Genomic DNA, 15,978 nt, shown 5'->3' on the forward strand with positions numbered 1-15,978 from the left:
GATGTCGCGTCCTGCCTGGTCCCTGTTTAATTACCAACTGATCGAGCCGGACGAGCAGCTGGATTTGTTCGCCTGTCAGGAAGTCCGGGTGCATCTGGTGGCGCGTCAGTTGGAACTGGGCGGCTCGATCGACCGCACGCTCTGTGGCACTTTACTGCCGGCGCAACCTCGTTGGTCGTCGGTAGACCGCTCGATCTTCCAGGACCAGCGGCTGTGCCCTCTGTGCCGGGCGATTCTCGAATCGCAGAAGCGCGGCACACCGCCGATCTGGCCGGAGCTGCGCTTCGAGCTGTAGGCACGGCCACAAGCTTGCAGCGACAAGCGCGCTTCACGTATACAATCGATTTTTACCTACCCGTCGTTCTGCGAAGGATTTTCCGGATGTTGTCGCGCCTTTCCGTCGTCACCTGCTGCCTGTCTCTCGCTGCACTCTGTGCGGCCGGTTCTGCGTCAGCCTTGCAGTTACCCTTGCCACCACCGGGTGAAGACATCGTCGGTCAGGTCCAGGTGATCAAGGCCAAGTACGAAGACACCTTTGCCGACCTGGGCACCACCTACGACCTGGGATACTCGGAGATGGTCGCGGCCAACCCGGGCGTCGATGCCTGGTTGCCGGGGGCGGGTACCGAGATCGTGCTGCCGACGCGTTTCATCCTGCCGCCGGGGCCGCGCGAAGGCATCGTGATCAACCTGGCGGAATACCGGCTCTACTACTTCCCGAAGGGCCAGAATGTGGTCTACACCTTCCCGCTGGGGATTGGTCGTGAGGGCTGGGGTTCACCCATCGCACACACCAGCATCATCGCCAAGACGCCGAACCCGACCTGGACACCTCCCGCCTCGATCAAGGCCGAGCACGCGGCCAATGGTGACCCGCTGCCGAACGTGGTGCCGGCTGGCCCGAACAACCCCCTGGGGCCGTTCAAGTTCACGTTGGGCACACCGGGTTACCTGATCCACGGTTCCAACATGAAGTTCGGCATCGGCACGCGCACCAGCCACGGCTGCTTCCGCATGTTCAACAACAACGTGCTGGAAATGGCCGGCATGGTGCCGGTGGGTACGTCGGTGCGCATCATCAGCGATGCCTACAAGTTTGGCAGAAGCGGTGGCAAGGTCTATCTGGAAGCGCATACGCCCTTGAACGACGATGGCACGCCGTCGGTGGTCGACAAGCACACGGCGGTGATCAACGCCATGCTCAAGCAAGAGGACTTGACCAATAACCTGCGAGTGAATTGGGATCAGGTGCGGGATGTGGTTGCAGCTGAAGATGGCCTGCCGACGGAAATCGGTGTGCCGGGTGGGGCGCCGGTGGCGTCCAGTACGCCGATCGATTTGCAGCAGTAAGCCCTAGGGAACACCCATGTGGGAGGGGGCTTGCTCCCGATAGCGGTAGTCAGTACCTGATGTGCTTACTGTGACACCGCCATCGGGAGCAAGCCCCCTCCCACATTCGGGCAATAAAAAAGCCGATCCATAAATGGATCGGCTTGATAACAACCCCGAGGGATTATTACTTGCGGCTTGCTTTTTCAAGCATGCGCAGAGCGCGCTCGTTAGCTTCGTCAGCAGTCTGTTGTGCTTTTTGAGCAGCAGCCAGAGCTTCATCAGCTTTACGATAGGCTTCGTCTGCACGAGCCTGGGAGCGAGCTGCTGCGTCTTCAGTTGCAGTCAGACGAGCTTCGGTTTCTTTGGAGACGCTGCTGCAACCGGTAGCCAGAACTGCGGCCAAGGCCAGAGCAGAGAATTTCAGAACGTTGTTCATCGTGTTCCCCTTCAAGGACTTTCTATTAAATGGCTACTTTCTCAGAGTGAGCTAATAGCCGGCGTACATACTACCCATTACTTGTAGTAAGTAAACTGACGTAGCGCAAGAAGCAAAAAAAATTCTTGTGCCGAATCTATTTTGGCTAATCTTTTGGAGATTTGTATAAAAACCGTCCAATTTTTTTCATTCGGGTGAAGATTGGATCCAGGCTGAAAGGGCCGGCCAGCATGTGTTAAACCGTGTAAATAGATGAAAATTTATATATCGAGGCTGACACTTTCGTACAGCTTGCCTTTACCACGCCTTGCATCTTTTGCTCATGTAGAGGTGACTTTAAGAGCGGCAGTTCGTCTCAAGGTTCAACTGCCGGCAATGTTCAGGCTATCGGTCACCGGTTGACCGAGGCCCTTTCTATATCCAACCGTGGCAGGCGATGACGAGTGCGCCTTGAGCAATTTCAGGATTGGTGCCTACTATTCCCTACGTGCTGGTTGTGAGCGCTATTAGGTTTTCTCGTTGTCGAAACCGGCACGGGGTGGCGTAGATGTTCCTTCGCCGGAAAAACATCGGTAAGGTAGGGGTCAAAATTCAAGACCCGCGAGGAGTAGTGATGAGCGAGGCGTTGTCCATCCACCATGACCAGGCAGGTCATCAGTTCGAGACCAATGTGGACGGTCATCGTGCCTATCTGACCTATATGGACCTCGGGAAACAGACCCTGGACATCTATCGGACCTTCGTGCCCAACGCACTGCGAGGCCGTGGCATTGCGGCCGCATTGACCGAGGAAGCCTTGAAGTTTGCTGAAGAGGCCGGCTATACGGTGATCCCGTCGTGCTCCTATGTCGAACGCTACATGGAGCGCCACCAGCGCCATGCCGCGAAGCTGTAATTGACCAGCAGCCAATAAAAAAACGCCGGGCTAAGCCCGGCGTTTTTGTGTGCGCAAATCAGGTACAGGTTCAGGTGCGTTTGCGTTTGGGCAATACGTCCTTGAGCTTGGCGTGCATGCTGCGCAGGGTGGTCTCGGTGGCGGACCAGTCGATGCAGGCATCGGTGATCGACACGCCGTACTGCAAGTCGGCCAGGTCCTTGGGAATTGCCTGGCAACCCCAGTTCAGGTGGCTCTCGACCATCAGGCCGATGATCGACTGGTTGCCTTCGAGGATCTGGTTGGCGACGTTTTCCATCACCAGCGGTTGCAGGGCCGGGGCCTTGTTGGAGTTGGCGTGGCTGCAGTCGACCATGATGTTCGGCTTGATCTTGGCCTTGTTCAGCGCCTGTTCGCACAGCGCAACGCTGACCGAATCATAGTTGGGCTTGCCGTTGCCGCCGCGCAGCACCACGTGACCGTAGGCATTGCCCTTGGTGGTAACGATGGAGACGCCGCCTTCCTGGTTGATGCCCAGGAAACGGTGAGGGCTGGAGACCGACTGCAGCGCGTTGATCGCCACGGTCAGGCCGCCGTCGGTGCCGTTCTTGAAGCCCACGGCCGAAGACAAGCCGGACGCCATTTCGCGGTGGGTCTGGGATTCGGTGGTGCGTGCGCCGATGGCCGACCAGCTGATCAGGTCCTGCAGGTACTGCGGGGAGATCGGGTCGAGGGCTTCGGTGGCGGTGGGCAGGCCCATTTCAGCCAGGTCCAGCAGTAACTTGCGACCGATGTGCAAACCGTCCTGGATCTTGAACGAGTCGTCCAGGTACGGGTCGTTGATCAAGCCTTTCCAGCCGACCGTGGTGCGCGGCTTCTCGAAATACACGCGCATGACCAGATACAGCGTGTCGGACACTTCCGCTGCCAGCGCCTTGAGGCGCTCGGCGTATTCGTGGGCAGCCTTGAGGTCGTGGATCGAGCAAGGCCCGATTACCACGAAGAGGCGGTGGTCGGTGCCGTCGAGAATCTCGCGAATGACTTCTCGGCCCTTGGTGACGGTCTGCAGGGCAGCGTCGCTCAGGGGGATTTCGCGCTTGAGCTGATCGGGTGTGATCAGGGTCTCGTTGGATTCGACGTTTAGGTCATTGATCGGTAAATCAGCCATCGTGTTACTCGTCAGGGTCACGGGTGCCGGCCGCCAGCCATCCCCGTGCGGCGGAGCACAGCATGATTTGGATGCAGGGGGGAGGAACCTTAGCGCGTAACACGGGCCCGCGACAATGGGCAAAGCCCGCTTTAATCCAGCACTGGCTGCACTATCGACTCATGGGAGAACTCGCCGGCATGGCGCGAAACCCACTCGCGGGCCATGATTTCGATCTGCTGGGGCGTCGGCTCGACCTCTTCATGCAGGCGACAGTAGCGCTCGATCTGGCACACTTGCTCGCCCATCCGCGCACCGAACAACGCGTGTTCATCGGTAAAGGCAACGCCGAGACGGTAGCCATTCTCTGCCTTGCGGCACCACGCCACATACCCCGGATAACGGGCGCTGGCGCCCAATGACGGGATGCGTAATTCGATGGCAGTGCCTTGGCGCCAGGCATGCGGGGAATTGCAGGCGACGCCGCTCAGGCCGATAGTGTGCAGGCGTTGGCGGGGAAGGGGGGGAGCGGGACGTTGAATCAACTCGACAGCGACATCATCAGGGTGAGGTAAAAAACGACCCATGTACACGGACTCCGAGCACCGTCCAGTTGACGGCGGTGGCAGCAGTATAGTGAAGGAACAGGAATTGACCGACCTGGATATTGACCAGCAATTGCTGGCATTGCCAGGTATTTCGCTCGTCGTGTTTACCAGCGTAGGTTGTTCCAGTTGCCGTTGGGCGCGCCAGCAAGTGCCGGGCTGGCGCTTGCCGGTGGACCGCGTGTGCTGGGTGGATGCCGGCCACAACGGCGGTGCGGTCGAACGCTATCAGATCTTTCATTTGCCGGCATTGTTCGTGGTGTGCGAGGGTCAATTTCTCGGGCAAATACAGACACGTCTTACGTCTTGCGACCTTGCCGACGCCATTCATCAAGCGCTTACCCGCATCCCAGAGGAGCTGCCATGACAGAACAGTCGCCACGCATTGGCATTATTGGCACGGGCGCCATCGGTGGTTTTTACGGCCTGATGCTGGCACGCGCCGGGTTCGACGTGCACTTCCTGTTGCGCAGTGAATACGCGGCGGTGAGCGAGCATGGCCTGCACCTCAACAGCACCGTGCATGGCGCCTTGCACCTGCATCCGGTGCAGGCCTACGCCCGCGCCGCCGACATGCCGCCGTGCGACTGGCTGCTGGTGGGCACCAAATCCACGGGGAACGTCGAGTTGGCCCCGACCCTCGCCCAGGTCGCGGCGCCGGGCGCCAAGGTAGTCTTGCTGCAAAATGGCCTCGACGTCGAAGACAGCCTGCGCGCCCACCTGCCGCCGTCGCTGCATCTGCTGGGCGGCCTGTGCTACATCGGCGTGCATCGTTCCGGGCCAGGCGTCGTCGAGCATCAGGCGTTGGGCCGAGTCAACCTGGGTTATCACAGCGGCTCGGCGGCCAACGATGAAGCCCGCCGCAACGCAATAGTCGAGGAGGGTGCCGCGTTGTTTCACCAGGCCGGGATCGAGTCCCAGGCCATGCCCAGCGTGCACTTGGCGCGCTGGCATAAACTGGTGTGGAACGTGCCTTACAACGGCCTGTCAGTTTTGCTGGGCACCGGCACCACCGCCATGATGGCGGATGAGTCCAGTCGCGAACTGATCCAGGCGCTGATGGCCGAAGTGGTGAAGGGCGCCCACGCCTGCGGTCATGAAATCCCTGCCAGCTACGCCCAGCAGATGTTCGCCATGACCGAGACCATGGACGACTATCTGCCCAGCATGTACCACGACCACGTGCATAAACGCCCGTTGGAGCTTGCCGCCATCTACGCCCGACCACTGGCTGCTGCCGAGGCCGCCGGTTGCGAATTGCCGCGAATGCAGGCGCTTTACCAGGCCTTGAGTTTTATTGATCGGCATCACCGCTGATTGGGGGGAAAGCACATGGCAAAGGGATTGGGCGACAAACTGGTGTTGGCGATTTCATCGCGGGCGCTGTTCGACCTGAGCGAAAGCCACAAGGTTTACCTGGCCCAAGGGGTGGAGGCTTATCGCAAATACCAGATCGAGCACGAGGAGGAAATCCTCGAACCCGGCGACGCCTTCCCGCTGGTCAAGAAGCTGCTGAGCCTCAACGCCAGCCTCGGCCGCGCCCGGGTCGAGGTGGTGCTGGTGTCACGCAACAGTGCCGACACCGGGTTGCGCGTGTTCAATTCGATCCAGCATTACGGGCTGGATATTTCCCGCGCCGCGTTCGTAGGAGGGCGTAGTCCCTATCCTTATTTGGCCGCCTTTGGTTGCCATTTGTTTCTTTCCACCCATGCTGAAGACGTACGCAGTGCGCTCGACGCCGGTTTTGCTGCCGCGACGATTCTGTCGGGCGGCCCGCGCCGGGCGTCGAGCGAGGAACTGCGGATCGCTTTTGACGGAGATGCGGTGCTGTTTTCCGACGAGTCGGAGCGGGTTTACCAGGCCGATGGGTTGGCAGCGTTCCAGGCCAGCGAGCGCGAGTCGGCGCGCCAGCCTTTGCATGGTGGCCCCTTCAAGGGTTTCCTGGCGGCACTCAACTTGTTGCAGCGCGAGTTCCCGGACGAGGAGTGCCCGATTCGCACGGCGTTGGTCACGGCCCGTTCGGCACCTTCCCACGAGCGGGTGATTCGTACGTTGCGCGAGTGGGATATCCGCCTGGATGAGTCGCTGTTCCTTGGCGGGCTGGAAAAATCCGCGTTTCTGGAGGCCTTCGCCGCCGATGTGTTTTTCGATGACCAGGCCGGTCATTGTGAGAAAGCCAGGGAAGTGGTGGCCACCGGGCATGTGCCCCACGGCATCAGCAATGAGGTGAGGATCCAGAGCGAGAGCTGAGTCAGTCGAACTCCCCGAGGCGCTGCTAAGCTCATTCAATCTCCGCCATCCTGGCAGTCCAGGAGGTTTTATGATTCGTTCGATGCTGTACGCCACGGACCTCGGTCTGTATGCGCCTTTTGTGATGCAACATGCACTGGCGCTGGCGCGAACGTTCAAGGCTGATCTGTATGTGATTCATGTGGTCGAGCCCATCGGGCTGTTCGCTGAATCGGTGTTGCAGAGCTACCTTGATGAGAAGGCCCTGAATGAATGGCAGAGCCAGGGGCTGACCACCGTGATGGCGACGATCGAGCAGCGGGTGCTGGACAGTTTTCGCGAGGAGTTGGGGGAGGGGGAACAGGACTTGAAGCTGATTCACTCGGTACGGGTGATTCAGGGGGACCCGTGCGAGGTGATTCTCGACCAACTGCGTAAACTTTCCGTGGACCTGTTGATCGTAGGTAGTCATAGCCATGCCACCGCAGCGGCCACACCGCTTGGGCGCACCGCTGCGCGGGTGTTGCAGCTGTCTACGGTACCGGTTTACCTGGTGCCCTCGTTACAACGTCGACGCAGTGATGACGTGTGACCCGTAGGAAACGATAAAAAGTTCTAGATTTATCCGTGTAACCTTTAATATAGTTATATACCGTCGCTGATACCCGTGGCGTCTATCCGCTTTGAGGGACACATATGAAGCTTCAACAACTGCGCTACATCTGGGAAGTGGCGCACCACGACCTCAACGTTTCCGCTACCGCTCAAAGCCTTTACACCTCGCAACCGGGTATCAGCAAGCAGATCCGCCTGCTCGAAGACGAGCTGGGCGTTGAAGTGTTCGCGCGCAGCGGCAAGCACCTCACACGTGTCACCCCGGCCGGTGAGCGCATCATCACCACCGCCGGCGAGATCCTGCGCAAAGTCGAGAGCATCAAGCAGATCGCCCAGGAATTCTCCAACGAGAAGAAGGGCACCCTGTCGATCGCCACCACCCACACTCAGGCGCGTTACGCATTGCCGCCGGTGATTCGCGATTTCATCAAGCAATACCCGGACGTGGCCCTGCACATGCACCAGGGTTCGCCGATGCAGATCGCCGAGATGGCCGCTGACGGCACCGTCGATTTCGCCATCGCCACCGAGGCGCTTGAGCTGTTCGGCGACTTGGTGATGATGCCGTGCTACCGCTGGAACCGCTGCGTGGTCGTACCGCAGGGCCACCCGTTGGCCAAGCTGCCGAAGCTGACCCTGGAAGCCCTGGCTGAATACCCGATCGTGACCTACGTATTCGGTTTTACCGGCCGCTCCAAACTCGACGAAGCCTTCAGCCATCGCGGCCTCACGCCAAAAGTGGTGTTCACAGCGGCCGACGCCGACGTCATCAAGACTTATGTTCGCCTCGGCCTGGGCGTAGGTATCGTCGCCAAGATGGCGGTCGACACCACCCTCGACAAAGACCTGGTGGTGCTCGACGCCAGCGAGTTGTTCGAGTCCAGCGTGACCAAGATCGGTTTCCGTCGTGGTACTTTCCTGCGCGGTTTCATGTGCGACTTTATCGAGAAGTTCGCACCGCACCTGACCCGCGAAGTCATGGCCAAGGCGATCCAGTGCCACAATAAGCAGGAACTGGAAGAGCTGTTCAGCGGCGTTGAATTGCCCGTCCACTAACACCCTACAACTGTAGGAACGAGCTTGTTGTGGCGAGGGAGCTTGCTCCCGCTGGGCTGCGAAGCGGCCCCAAAAAACCGGCGGGCGCTGCGCACCCGAGCAGGAGCAAGCGCCCTCGCCACAACAGCGCTGCCCCTACAGTGGTTTATCGGGCCTCGGTAACCGTAAAGTGTTGCCGGGCGCCCGCCACCAGAATCTCCACCTCATCCCCTTCGAACTTGCCCAACAGGCTTTTGCCCAGTGGCGAGCGCGCAGTGATGACGGTCACCGGTTGCCCGACCACGTCCACCTTCAAACCCGCTGCATCCGGTGCCAGGAACAGCCACTGCTGGCGATTGTTCTCATCTACCAGGCCCAGCAGCGCACCGATCTCAATGCCCCGCTGATCATCGTAAGCACGCAGCTGCAGGTTCTGGCACAGCGCCAGTGACTGCTTGATTTCCTCGACCCGCTTGGCCTGCCCGGCTGCCAGATAAGAAGCCTCCAGCCCCAACGTGTCGTACTTGTTTTCGGCGATGTTTTCTTCGTGGGTCGCAGTTTCGTAGGCGGTCTGCGCGGCGCGTTGGGCGATATCGAGGTCGACGGTGAGTTTGTCCAGGATCAACTGGAGGACGGCGTGTTTATTCATAGTGATCAATCGCAGAATTGCAGGACATTGGCGCGAGTCTTTTCATTGGGCGCGTTCTGGTCCTGTTGCAGCCAGAACTGGCATTTGGGGTTGGACAGGTTGCGCGCATTGTTGCGGGCCTGGTCCAGGGCTTGCTGTTGTTCCAGCTTTTGAAGGTTCTGTTGGTACTGCTCGAACATGCGGTTCGGCGGTTCCGGCGCGACGGCGGCCGGTTTGCCCAATTGCTGAACCGCCTGGGCGACGGGCGCCAGGCTTTGCGGGAACACGTAACGCGACGCCAGCCAGGCCGTCAGCGCAATGGCGATAAAACCCAGCCAAATGCCAAAGGCAATGGCGGCACTGAGCTTGAACAGCGACAACGGACGATCTGACATGAGGGCCTCCTGGCAGGCTTTTGCGACGTGGCGGCGATTGTCGCACAGCCGCTGTGCAGAATAATCTCGATCAAGCCTTCTGCATCAGGGCATTTATGCGGACAATCGAGCCTTTGAGCGTTGGAGCCCGGAATGAAAGCCCGCTGGGATATTTTTTGCAGCGTCGTCGACAACTACGGCGACATCGGCGTGACCTGGCGCCTGGCCCGGCAATTGGTGGCGGAGCACGCGTGTGAAGTGCGCTTGTGGGTCGATGACCTGCGTGCGTTCGAACGCATGTGCCCCGAGATTGATGTGCACCTGGACCAGCAATGGCAGGAAGGCGTCAATGTGCGCCACTGGCCGGCCGAATGGCCTCAAACCCAATCCGCCGACGTGGTGATTGCCGCGTTTGCCTGCCAGTTGCCGCCTGACTATATGGAGGCCATGGCCGCGCGCGAACGCCTGCCCTTGTGGATGAACCTGGATTACCTCAGCGCCGAAGACTGGGTGGTGGGGTGCCATCGCTTGCCGTCGGTGAAGTTCAAGGGCGTGCAGAAGTACTTCTTCTTTCCCGGCTTTCGCCCCGGTACGGGCGGCTTGTTGCGTGAGGCCGGCTTACTGGAACAGCGTCAGGCGTTTCAACAGAATGGCACTGCGCAGCAACACTTCCTGCAAACACTGGGCGTATTTCCGGCAGCCGGTGCGCGGCTGATGTCGCTGTTTGCCTACGAAAACGCCGCGCTCGCCGGTTGGCTGGACGTGTTGGCGACGGACGGGTGTGCCACGCATCTGTTGGTGCCGGAGGGGCGAATCCTCGGTGACGTACAGCGCTGGCTCGGCGTTGATGGCTTGGCGGCGGGCGATGTTCATCAGCGCGACGCCCTGACCGTTCAGGTGCTGCCTTTCGTACGCCAGGAACAATATGATCGCCTGCTGTGGTGCTGCGACTTCAACGCCGTGCGCGGCGAAGACTCGTTCGTGCGCGCCCAGTGGGCCGGGCGGCCGTTGCTGTGGCACATCTATCGCCAGGACGAAGACATCCATCTGGACAAGCTCGATGCCTTCCTCGAGCTGTACACCGCCGCGTTATCGCCAGCGGCCAAAGCGGCACTGGTCGCACTTTGGCAAGCCTGGAACGCTGATGGCGATATGGCACACCCTTGGAAAATGCTGCTGGAATACTGGCCGGAAGTGAGCGCGCACGCCGAAACGTGGTGTCTGGAACAAGGCTTGCAGGCCGATCTTGCGACGGCGCTGGTACAGTTTTATGAAAGTTGGTTCGGGCACTGAGGGAACCCAATGGATACTGGGAGATTCCTACTGTGTGCGCCAAGCCTGCTACAACGCTGCTACAAACTGTCCTTGCCCGTCCTTATCTGTACAGGAGGGAGGGTGTCTACTACCTGCGGATGAGGACCGTTGGGTCTACCAAAGGACTCTTTACGGTATCCTTGCGAACCACCGAACGACCACAGGCGACAGAGTTGACCAAAGACATCCTTGCGGCCCTTGCAGTGTTCCACCTCGATAGCCCCGAAGCATCCTGGGCAGACATCAAGGCGCGGCTCTCAGAGGTCGCACAGAACGCCCTGACAGTGGCCCACACAGACGCCTCTCTATCGGCCTATGAGTCGATCTACGAGGACCTACAGGTAAATCTGAGCATTGCCACGGCTCAACAGCCCTTCACCCTTAATCAACACCGAGGGGCTGTAGGTGCCCAAAGGATTCTGGCTGCTGCCGTTAAGCGCATTAAGGGCGACTCACGGGACCTTGTGGACATTGTGGACGACCTCGAAGGTTTAGTAGGGACTGGCCCCGCTGAATCCCTTAGGGCAACCCGTGAGCCGCTCCACTGGGATGACTTGTGGCCGCTGTACCTCAAAGAGAAAGAGGGCGACGTTAAGAAGTCCACGTTGGATGGGTACAAGACCAACTACGCCCAGGTTGGGGAAGCGCTTGAAGTCACCGGCCTATCAGACCTCAGAAAGCACACTCGCGAAGACCTCATAGCGATGCGTGACGAACTCTTAGAGACTCGCAAGCCTCTGACAGTGAACAACACGCTAACGCACTTTGCCTCTGTGATGAATTGGGCCGTGAATAATGATTACCTCACGAAGGCCTACACCTCAAAGCTCAAGCTCAAGAAGGGCGCTGAGAGTGAGCGTATTCCGTTTGAGCGTGCCCAGGTGCAAGCGTTGGTGACTCACGCGGCTTCTCTACCTGCTGATAGCTGGGAACGCTGGTGTATGGTTCTACTGGCGATCACTGGGGCACGATCACGTGAAGTAACCCAGCTGACCCGTAAAGACATCCATGAGGTGGACGGTGTGATGTGCATCAACATCCGTGAGGACTCTGAAGGTCAGTCTGTTAAGAACAAGCACAGCGTTCGTGTGGTGCCTCTGGTTGATGGTGTCTTAGGGTTCGACCTTGAGGGCTTCTTAACGGCTCTCGACAGTCCTAAACCACCTCTTCCGGTCTATCACGGCGTGGATAACGTACAGGCTCGTAAAGGCCTGGGCTTAATGGTCCGTAAGGCTCTCCCCGACAAATCACCACATCAGACACTCCACTCCCTGCGGCACCACATGGCGTCCTCATTCAAGGTCAAAGGGGTTCCTGTAGCCTTCGCACAGGCGCTCCTGGGACACGCAAGCGGGACAATCACCTATGACACCTACGGCGGTGCAGTGACACCAATAGGGACCCTTGTGAACGTCATTGAGGGGGTCTTTGCTACGCAAGAGGAAAGGGTGTCGGAATTAACCTACTTGCCAAATAAAAACCTATTAGGTTAATATTCGGTCATGGAGAAGAAGACACCCCACTGCAAGCTAACTACCGTCAAGGCCCTGATTGAATCCGGGAAGGTGCGCACAACGAACTCTGCACGAGTTGGTGCCGATGCCCTTAACCTTGACCTTTCCGATATGCTGGCCGTGGTAATGGGCCTCTCACCAATGGATTTTTACAAGAGCATGACCACCTACGCCGACCACACGATATGGCAAGACGTGTATAGGCCACGCACGAAGGCGGGGAATGTATACCTGAAACTCACGGTTATCGAAGACGTGCTAATCGTGTCCTTCAAGGAGCTATGAACACCATGAAATGTCCTGTTTGCGGCGCTGCGGGTTTGGTACATGACACCCGCGATGTGCCCTACACGTACAAGGGCGAAACCACAGTGATTAAGAACGTGACGGGGGAGTTCTGCCCGTCTTGCTCTGAGTCGGTCTTAGACCTTGCGGAATCAGATCGGGTCATGAAGGAGATGCGCGCGTTTTCCAAGAGAATCAATGCGGACCTCGTTGACCCTGGCTACATCACGAAGGTGCGGAAGAAACTCGACTTGGACCAACGGGAAGCCGCTGAGATATTCGGGGGAGGGGTCAATGCGTTCTCGCGTTATGAGAACGGCAAGACCAAGCCACCATTGGCGCTCATAAAGCTTCTTAGAGTTCTCGATAGGCACCCTGAGTTACTCAACGAGGTTCGCACGGCTTAGGGTCGATCCTCACGGCGACTACCGGTATCATTTGGGGCTTTCTAAAGGGAGCTTCGCAATGTTCAGACGGTTGTTTGGTGTCGCCGCGCGATGTGGGCTCACAGCTACCACGCTTGTCTACGCCGTGGCTACTCAGGCAGTTGACAGAAAGGTATTCCAAGGCGAGCAGCTACAGGCTGAAAGTGCAGCGGTTCGAATCTATAGCAACGCGGAAGGCCTTCCGGGTGGGCGCGACGGTAGAGAGCTGGTAGCTGTCCGCTGCTATCGGGTAGATGAGGACAAGAAGTTAGCGGGTTTAGAGATCGTAGCGGACCTACGCCGTCAAGCATATTGGCATCAGGCGAATGCCCTTTCCGAAATTGAATGGTTCACTCCAACAATTGAGCGTGGGCCGTGGTGTAATTACGCTCTCGGCGCCAGGGCAATTTCGATTAGAACAAATGGTGAGTAGCAAACATGAATACACCCAAGCTCTATACAGACACCTACCAGCTGTTCAAGTTCCTGAAGGCTCAGGGAGGCATTCAAAGTATGCGAACTCACTCAGACTTCGCCAGGACCTTGGAGAAGGGGCTTGATGAGCTTGTGGAGTCTGGTGTGGTGGTTCTAAGTGCAACCCAATGGACGGCCAACGGTCAGGTCGTAGCTGAAGAGACTTACCACAGAGAGGATGGGAAGAGCTTTACAGGTATTGCCTTCGGCTCCTGGTTTTGCCTCGCTATGGCACTGAAAGTCAACAAGCCCGAGGTACGTCAGGCCCTTTCGGATTACCTGAAGAAGAACCCTATCTACTGAGGTAGGTTTCTTTAATCAATAAAAACACATTTAATGTGTTGACAGCATAGAGCTTCCTCGGTAGATTGAGCGCCTACACCGCTTCCAAGCGGTTTCTTAAAGGCTACAAACACACATTAAATGTGTTTTTATAAGCGGTGCGGTGAAGGTGGTTTTAAAACACCCACTTAAAGCGCACCAAGCAATCGACCACTTAAGGACACCAACACCATGCAAGCAATCACCATCAAGTACCTGCCAGCTACCGACACCAAAGATTCCCGTTGGAAGGCTACTGCGGCTGCTGGCTCCATCACGGTTTGCTACGACCATGAGCTGACCGTAGAGGGGAACGTAAAGGCAGCCGTTAAGGCCCTCGTTAAGAAACTCGGCTGGAACCGTGCTGACATCTGGTACGTCGGGGGTACTGCTAACGGTCATTGGGTGGGTGTCTGCGCCTCTCAGTCCAGCCCCGCGTAAATCTCAGTAAGCCACAGCCACCTTTATAGATAACAAAAAGGCTCACACGAGCCCCCCCATACCGGAGTTTCAAGCTCATGACTAAATACAACCTGACCAACTTCACGTCCGCCGCTGTCGCCAACAAGATCCTTGGGGCCATGCAGGACGCCATCAAGACAGGCCTTGCGCAGTACGTAATGAACCGCAACGGTCGCCAGTGGCTGCGCGTTGACATCAAGCGGGATGACGCTGGGCGTCTGTTCTTCCAGTTCCTCACGGACACCATGCAGGAGGTCGGGCACCACCTCTTGAAGGCCGCTCTGTTCCACTGGTGCCGTGGAGATGAGCGCGAGTTCTCGGGTCTCCATGCAGCGCTGTACCGGCTCCCACAGCATCCGCTGGACATCATCATTGACGCACGGGAAGCAGAGCGGGTCCGCAGGGAATTCTCATGGGGTCGCAGGATTGCCGAGTGGATCGGCTATCGCCTGAACTGGCCTGGTATTGCCCTCTGATAGGGCTATTTTGTCAGTGCTTATGCATTAATGCATAAATAAATTGCGATTATGCATATCTTCCACCACTATGCGCGCCCACTTTCGGGTGGCTTGTTGAAGTCCCATGTATTGGTAAGGAGCAACACACATGCTGAAAGTCGGACAAAACCACGTACTGAGCAGGGCGCTCAATGCGTACCCATCCATGGACAAGTACCACCCGGACCTACGTACCGCCCTTGAAATTCTGAAGGAGATGGCTGCGTACGCTGAAGATCAGCACCCGCTAAGCGCTATGGATTTTGCTCCTGATTCCGAGTGGGCCAGGGCGTTGCAGATAGTCACGTCATACGGGCACGGCGTGTATTCCTTCCCGTACCTCTCAGAGTCGTTCTGTAAGGACCTCATGCTTGAGCTTGATTGCATGACCTACAGCGTCAACGAAGCGGAACCCTATGAGGCGCAGATTCCTGAAGTCACCTTCATGACTGAGTGCAGACCTCTCTTTGACTGTCTGCACAGCCTGTGGGCAAACGCGGGGATTCCCTTGGCAAAGGTGCTTCTCGCGCAGGACCCCAGCGAACTGCGGACGATACAGGCCGCTAAGTACACCCCTGAGAACACACCACGAGGTCACTGGCATAACGACAAGGATTCAGACGTGACTCTGGTAGTTGCCCTCACAGCAACCCACAGCGGCGGCGGGACGCTGGTTCACACAGGGCCTTTCAGTGAAAACATAGTTGTCCCTCAGTTGCCTGTGGGTCACGGGATGTTCTTCAACGGGAAAGCGCATAGGCACTACGGGATGCCAGTAACGGCAGGGGAGAGGAATCTATTGGTTCATTGGAGCGAAGTTAAGTAACCGCTGAGTGTGTAGCGCAAAGGCTACGCCCAGTCTGTCCGTTAATACCACTATCTATCAATAATTTAAACCACGAGAGAACAAAACTATGACCGCTTCCACAGTTTCCACCGGCACCACCGCTATGCAATTCGAAAAGCGCAACTTCATGGGGATCGAACTGGACGTTCTGACCGGACACCCTGAGCACGACCTGTTGTTCGTAGCGACTCAGGTAGCCCGTGCGGCTGGCTTGAAGGACCCACACAACCAAGTCTCGCTTGCAGCTGCGAAGCTGGGGGCACTGCGTGTTGCGTCTATTGGGAATCTTCCAAGGGACGGGCGGATAGTCAAGGCGAACTCTTGGTTATTCACCGAGGCGTCCCTCTACCAGATGCTCCTACGGGGCCATGCACCAGCCTCTGAGCCGTTCCGTAAGTGGGTCACAGAGGAAGTCCTACCGACCATCCGCAAGACCGGTAAGTACGACGCTGAGCAATCCACAAACCCAATCGCCCAAGGCGTTATGGATGAGCTGAAGACCCTCCGAGGCGAAGTTGGGGAGCTGAAGTCTCTCATTGAAATCCTGATGGCTCGCCCAGCAGT

At 57.9% G+C, this 15,978-nt stretch carries 22 protein-coding genes; 17 read left to right on the forward strand and 5 right to left on the reverse strand.

Going from position 1 to position 15,978, the window contains the following annotated elements:
• Nucleotide 1 precedes the first annotated feature (1 nt).
• Together ACR52_RS21405 and ACR52_RS21410 are read left to right on the forward strand one after the other, a co-directional pair.
• Nucleotides 2-295: a hypothetical protein gene (locus tag ACR52_RS21405; RefSeq protein ID WP_016972348.1), complete on the forward strand. Its 294-nt coding sequence runs from the start codon at nt 2-4 to the stop codon at nt 293-295.
• Nucleotides 296-381: 86 nt separating this feature from the next.
• On the forward strand, nt 382-1,350 hold the full coding sequence (locus tag ACR52_RS21410; protein WP_048729183.1) for a L,D-transpeptidase family protein: 969 nt from the start codon (nt 382-384) through the stop codon (nt 1,348-1,350).
• 166 nt (nt 1,351-1,516) lie between these two features.
• Here ACR52_RS21410 and oprI read toward each other — a convergent pair whose 3' ends face one another.
• Nucleotides 1,517-1,768 carry an outer membrane lipoprotei OprI gene (gene oprI, locus ACR52_RS21415; protein WP_003172710.1) on the reverse strand — a complete coding sequence of 84 codons (252 nt, stop codon included), beginning with the start codon at nt 1,766-1,768 and terminating at the stop codon, nt 1,517-1,519.
• 613 nt (nt 1,769-2,381) lie between these two features.
• On the opposite strand from oprI, the gene ACR52_RS21420 reads away from it, so the two are divergent.
• Nucleotides 2,382-2,663, forward strand: coding sequence for a GNAT family N-acetyltransferase (locus ACR52_RS21420; protein WP_003189869.1), 282 nt, complete (start codon nt 2,382-2,384; stop codon nt 2,661-2,663).
• A gap of 70 nt (nt 2,664-2,733) precedes the next feature.
• Here the strand turns inward: ACR52_RS21420 and ACR52_RS21425 are convergent, their stop codons facing one another.
• Together ACR52_RS21425 and ACR52_RS21430 are read right to left on the reverse strand one after the other, a co-directional pair.
• Entirely contained in the window at nt 2,734-3,810 is a 1,077-nt protein-coding gene (locus ACR52_RS21425; protein ID WP_048729194.1) for a 3-deoxy-7-phosphoheptulonate synthase, read from the reverse strand.
• 131 nt (nt 3,811-3,941) lie between these two features.
• Complete coding sequence (locus ACR52_RS21430; RefSeq protein WP_048729196.1) at nt 3,942-4,376, reverse strand: PilZ domain-containing protein; 435 nt, start codon at nt 4,374-4,376, stop codon at nt 3,942-3,944.
• Between ACR52_RS21430 and ACR52_RS21435 the strand changes: the two genes are divergently transcribed.
• The 5 genes from ACR52_RS21435 (at nt 4,375) to cysB (ending at nt 8,294) form a co-directional block, all read left to right on the forward strand.
• Nucleotides 4,375-4,761 (forward strand): YbbN family protein, encoded by a 387-nt coding sequence (locus tag ACR52_RS21435; protein WP_048729198.1) that lies wholly within the window; start codon nt 4,375-4,377, stop codon nt 4,759-4,761. The two genes, ACR52_RS21430 and ACR52_RS21435, sit on opposite strands and share 2 nt — an antisense overlap.
• Complete coding sequence (locus tag ACR52_RS21440; protein WP_048729200.1) at nt 4,758-5,711, forward strand: putative 2-dehydropantoate 2-reductase; 954 nt, start codon at nt 4,758-4,760, stop codon at nt 5,709-5,711. Before ACR52_RS21435 ends, ACR52_RS21440 begins: the two co-directional genes overlap by 4 nt.
• A gap of 15 nt (nt 5,712-5,726) precedes the next feature.
• Nucleotides 5,727-6,644, forward strand: coding sequence for a 5'-nucleotidase (locus ACR52_RS21445; protein WP_048729202.1), 918 nt, complete (start codon nt 5,727-5,729; stop codon nt 6,642-6,644).
• Nucleotides 6,645-6,714: 70 nt separating this feature from the next.
• A complete protein-coding gene (locus ACR52_RS21450; RefSeq protein ID WP_048729204.1) occupies nt 6,715-7,215 on the forward strand; it encodes a universal stress protein in 501 nt (166 codons plus the stop codon).
• 104 nt (nt 7,216-7,319) lie between these two features.
• A complete protein-coding gene (gene cysB / locus ACR52_RS21455) occupies nt 7,320-8,294 on the forward strand; it encodes an HTH-type transcriptional regulator CysB (RefSeq protein WP_048729206.1) in 975 nt (324 codons plus the stop codon).
• 145 nt (nt 8,295-8,439) lie between these two features.
• On the opposite strand, the gene ACR52_RS21460 is transcribed toward cysB, so the two are convergent.
• Nucleotides 8,440-8,922 carry a GreA/GreB family elongation factor gene (locus ACR52_RS21460; RefSeq protein ID WP_048729209.1) on the reverse strand — a complete coding sequence of 161 codons (483 nt, stop codon included), beginning with the start codon at nt 8,920-8,922 and terminating at the stop codon, nt 8,440-8,442.
• A 5-nt stretch (nt 8,923-8,927) separates the two neighbouring features.
• A complete protein-coding gene (locus ACR52_RS21465; protein WP_048729211.1) occupies nt 8,928-9,296 on the reverse strand; it encodes a hypothetical protein in 369 nt (122 codons plus the stop codon).
• 132 nt (nt 9,297-9,428) lie between these two features.
• On the opposite strand from ACR52_RS21465, the gene earP reads away from it, so the two are divergent.
• From earP to ACR52_RS21515, 9 genes are all read left to right on the forward strand, one after another.
• Nucleotides 9,429-10,568, forward strand: coding sequence for an elongation factor P maturation arginine rhamnosyltransferase EarP (gene earP / locus ACR52_RS21470; protein WP_048729213.1), 1,140 nt, complete (start codon nt 9,429-9,431; stop codon nt 10,566-10,568).
• Between the two features lie 194 nt (nt 10,569-10,762).
• Entirely contained in the window at nt 10,763-12,082 is a 1,320-nt protein-coding gene (locus ACR52_RS21475) for a site-specific integrase (RefSeq protein ID WP_161799312.1), read from the forward strand.
• A gap of 9 nt (nt 12,083-12,091) precedes the next feature.
• Nucleotides 12,092-12,388 (forward strand): type II toxin-antitoxin system MqsR family toxin, encoded by a 297-nt coding sequence (locus tag ACR52_RS21480; RefSeq protein WP_048729218.1) that lies wholly within the window; start codon nt 12,092-12,094, stop codon nt 12,386-12,388.
• A 5-nt stretch (nt 12,389-12,393) separates the two neighbouring features.
• A complete protein-coding gene (locus ACR52_RS21485) occupies nt 12,394-12,795 on the forward strand; it encodes a type II toxin-antitoxin system MqsA family antitoxin (protein WP_048729234.1) in 402 nt (133 codons plus the stop codon).
• A gap of 456 nt (nt 12,796-13,251) precedes the next feature.
• Nucleotides 13,252-13,590 (forward strand): hypothetical protein, encoded by a 339-nt coding sequence (locus ACR52_RS21495; RefSeq protein WP_048729222.1) that lies wholly within the window; start codon nt 13,252-13,254, stop codon nt 13,588-13,590.
• A 210-nt stretch (nt 13,591-13,800) separates the two neighbouring features.
• Nucleotides 13,801-14,049, forward strand: a complete 249-nt coding sequence (locus ACR52_RS21500; protein ID WP_048729224.1) for a hypothetical protein — start codon at nt 13,801-13,803, stop codon at nt 14,047-14,049.
• Between the two features lie 77 nt (nt 14,050-14,126).
• Nucleotides 14,127-14,546: a hypothetical protein gene (locus ACR52_RS21505; RefSeq protein WP_048729226.1), complete on the forward strand. Its 420-nt coding sequence runs from the start codon at nt 14,127-14,129 to the stop codon at nt 14,544-14,546.
• 130 nt (nt 14,547-14,676) lie between these two features.
• Entirely contained in the window at nt 14,677-15,393 is a 717-nt protein-coding gene (locus ACR52_RS21510) for a 2OG-Fe(II) oxygenase family protein (protein WP_048729229.1), read from the forward strand.
• 88 nt (nt 15,394-15,481) lie between these two features.
• The coding region (locus ACR52_RS21515; protein WP_048729231.1) for a BRO-N domain-containing protein at nt 15,482-15,978 on the forward strand (497 nt) is incomplete at its 3' end.

This window comes from Pseudomonas fildesensis (assembly GCF_001050345.1).
Taxonomy (GTDB): domain Bacteria; phylum Pseudomonadota; class Gammaproteobacteria; order Pseudomonadales; family Pseudomonadaceae; genus Aquipseudomonas; species Aquipseudomonas fildesensis.

Excerpts from the sequence above, each read along its gene's own strand:
- ACR52_RS21405 (WP_016972348.1), top strand. The coding sequence starts at position 2 with ATGTCGCGTCCTGCCTGGTCCCTGTTTAATTACCAACTGATCGAGCCG.
- ACR52_RS21410 (WP_048729183.1), top strand. The coding sequence starts at position 382 with ATGTTGTCGCGCCTTTCCGTCGTCACCTGCTGCCTGTCTCTCGCTGCA.
- oprI (WP_003172710.1), bottom strand. The coding sequence starts at position 1,768 with ATGAACAACGTTCTGAAATTCTCTGCTCTGGCCTTGGCCGCAGTTCTG.
- ACR52_RS21420 (WP_003189869.1), top strand. The coding sequence starts at position 2,382 with ATGAGCGAGGCGTTGTCCATCCACCATGACCAGGCAGGTCATCAGTTC.
- ACR52_RS21425 (WP_048729194.1), bottom strand. The coding sequence starts at position 3,810 with ATGGCTGATTTACCGATCAATGACCTAAACGTCGAATCCAACGAGACC.
- ACR52_RS21435 (WP_048729198.1), top strand. The coding sequence starts at position 4,375 with ATGTACACGGACTCCGAGCACCGTCCAGTTGACGGCGGTGGCAGCAGT.
- ACR52_RS21430 (WP_048729196.1), bottom strand. The coding sequence starts at position 4,376 with ATGGGTCGTTTTTTACCTCACCCTGATGATGTCGCTGTCGAGTTGATT.
- ACR52_RS21440 (WP_048729200.1), top strand. The coding sequence starts at position 4,758 with ATGACAGAACAGTCGCCACGCATTGGCATTATTGGCACGGGCGCCATC.
- ACR52_RS21445 (WP_048729202.1), top strand. The coding sequence starts at position 5,727 with ATGGCAAAGGGATTGGGCGACAAACTGGTGTTGGCGATTTCATCGCGG.
- ACR52_RS21450 (WP_048729204.1), top strand. The coding sequence starts at position 6,715 with ATGATTCGTTCGATGCTGTACGCCACGGACCTCGGTCTGTATGCGCCT.
- cysB (WP_048729206.1), top strand. The coding sequence starts at position 7,320 with ATGAAGCTTCAACAACTGCGCTACATCTGGGAAGTGGCGCACCACGAC.
- ACR52_RS21460 (WP_048729209.1), bottom strand. The coding sequence starts at position 8,922 with ATGAATAAACACGCCGTCCTCCAGTTGATCCTGGACAAACTCACCGTC.
- ACR52_RS21465 (WP_048729211.1), bottom strand. The coding sequence starts at position 9,296 with ATGTCAGATCGTCCGTTGTCGCTGTTCAAGCTCAGTGCCGCCATTGCC.
- earP (WP_048729213.1), top strand. The coding sequence starts at position 9,429 with ATGAAAGCCCGCTGGGATATTTTTTGCAGCGTCGTCGACAACTACGGC.
- ACR52_RS21480 (WP_048729218.1), top strand. The coding sequence starts at position 12,092 with ATGGAGAAGAAGACACCCCACTGCAAGCTAACTACCGTCAAGGCCCTG.
- ACR52_RS21485 (WP_048729234.1), top strand. The coding sequence starts at position 12,394 with ATGAAATGTCCTGTTTGCGGCGCTGCGGGTTTGGTACATGACACCCGC.
- ACR52_RS21495 (WP_048729222.1), top strand. The coding sequence starts at position 13,252 with ATGAATACACCCAAGCTCTATACAGACACCTACCAGCTGTTCAAGTTC.
- ACR52_RS21500 (WP_048729224.1), top strand. The coding sequence starts at position 13,801 with ATGCAAGCAATCACCATCAAGTACCTGCCAGCTACCGACACCAAAGAT.
- ACR52_RS21505 (WP_048729226.1), top strand. The coding sequence starts at position 14,127 with ATGACTAAATACAACCTGACCAACTTCACGTCCGCCGCTGTCGCCAAC.
- ACR52_RS21510 (WP_048729229.1), top strand. The coding sequence starts at position 14,677 with ATGCTGAAAGTCGGACAAAACCACGTACTGAGCAGGGCGCTCAATGCG.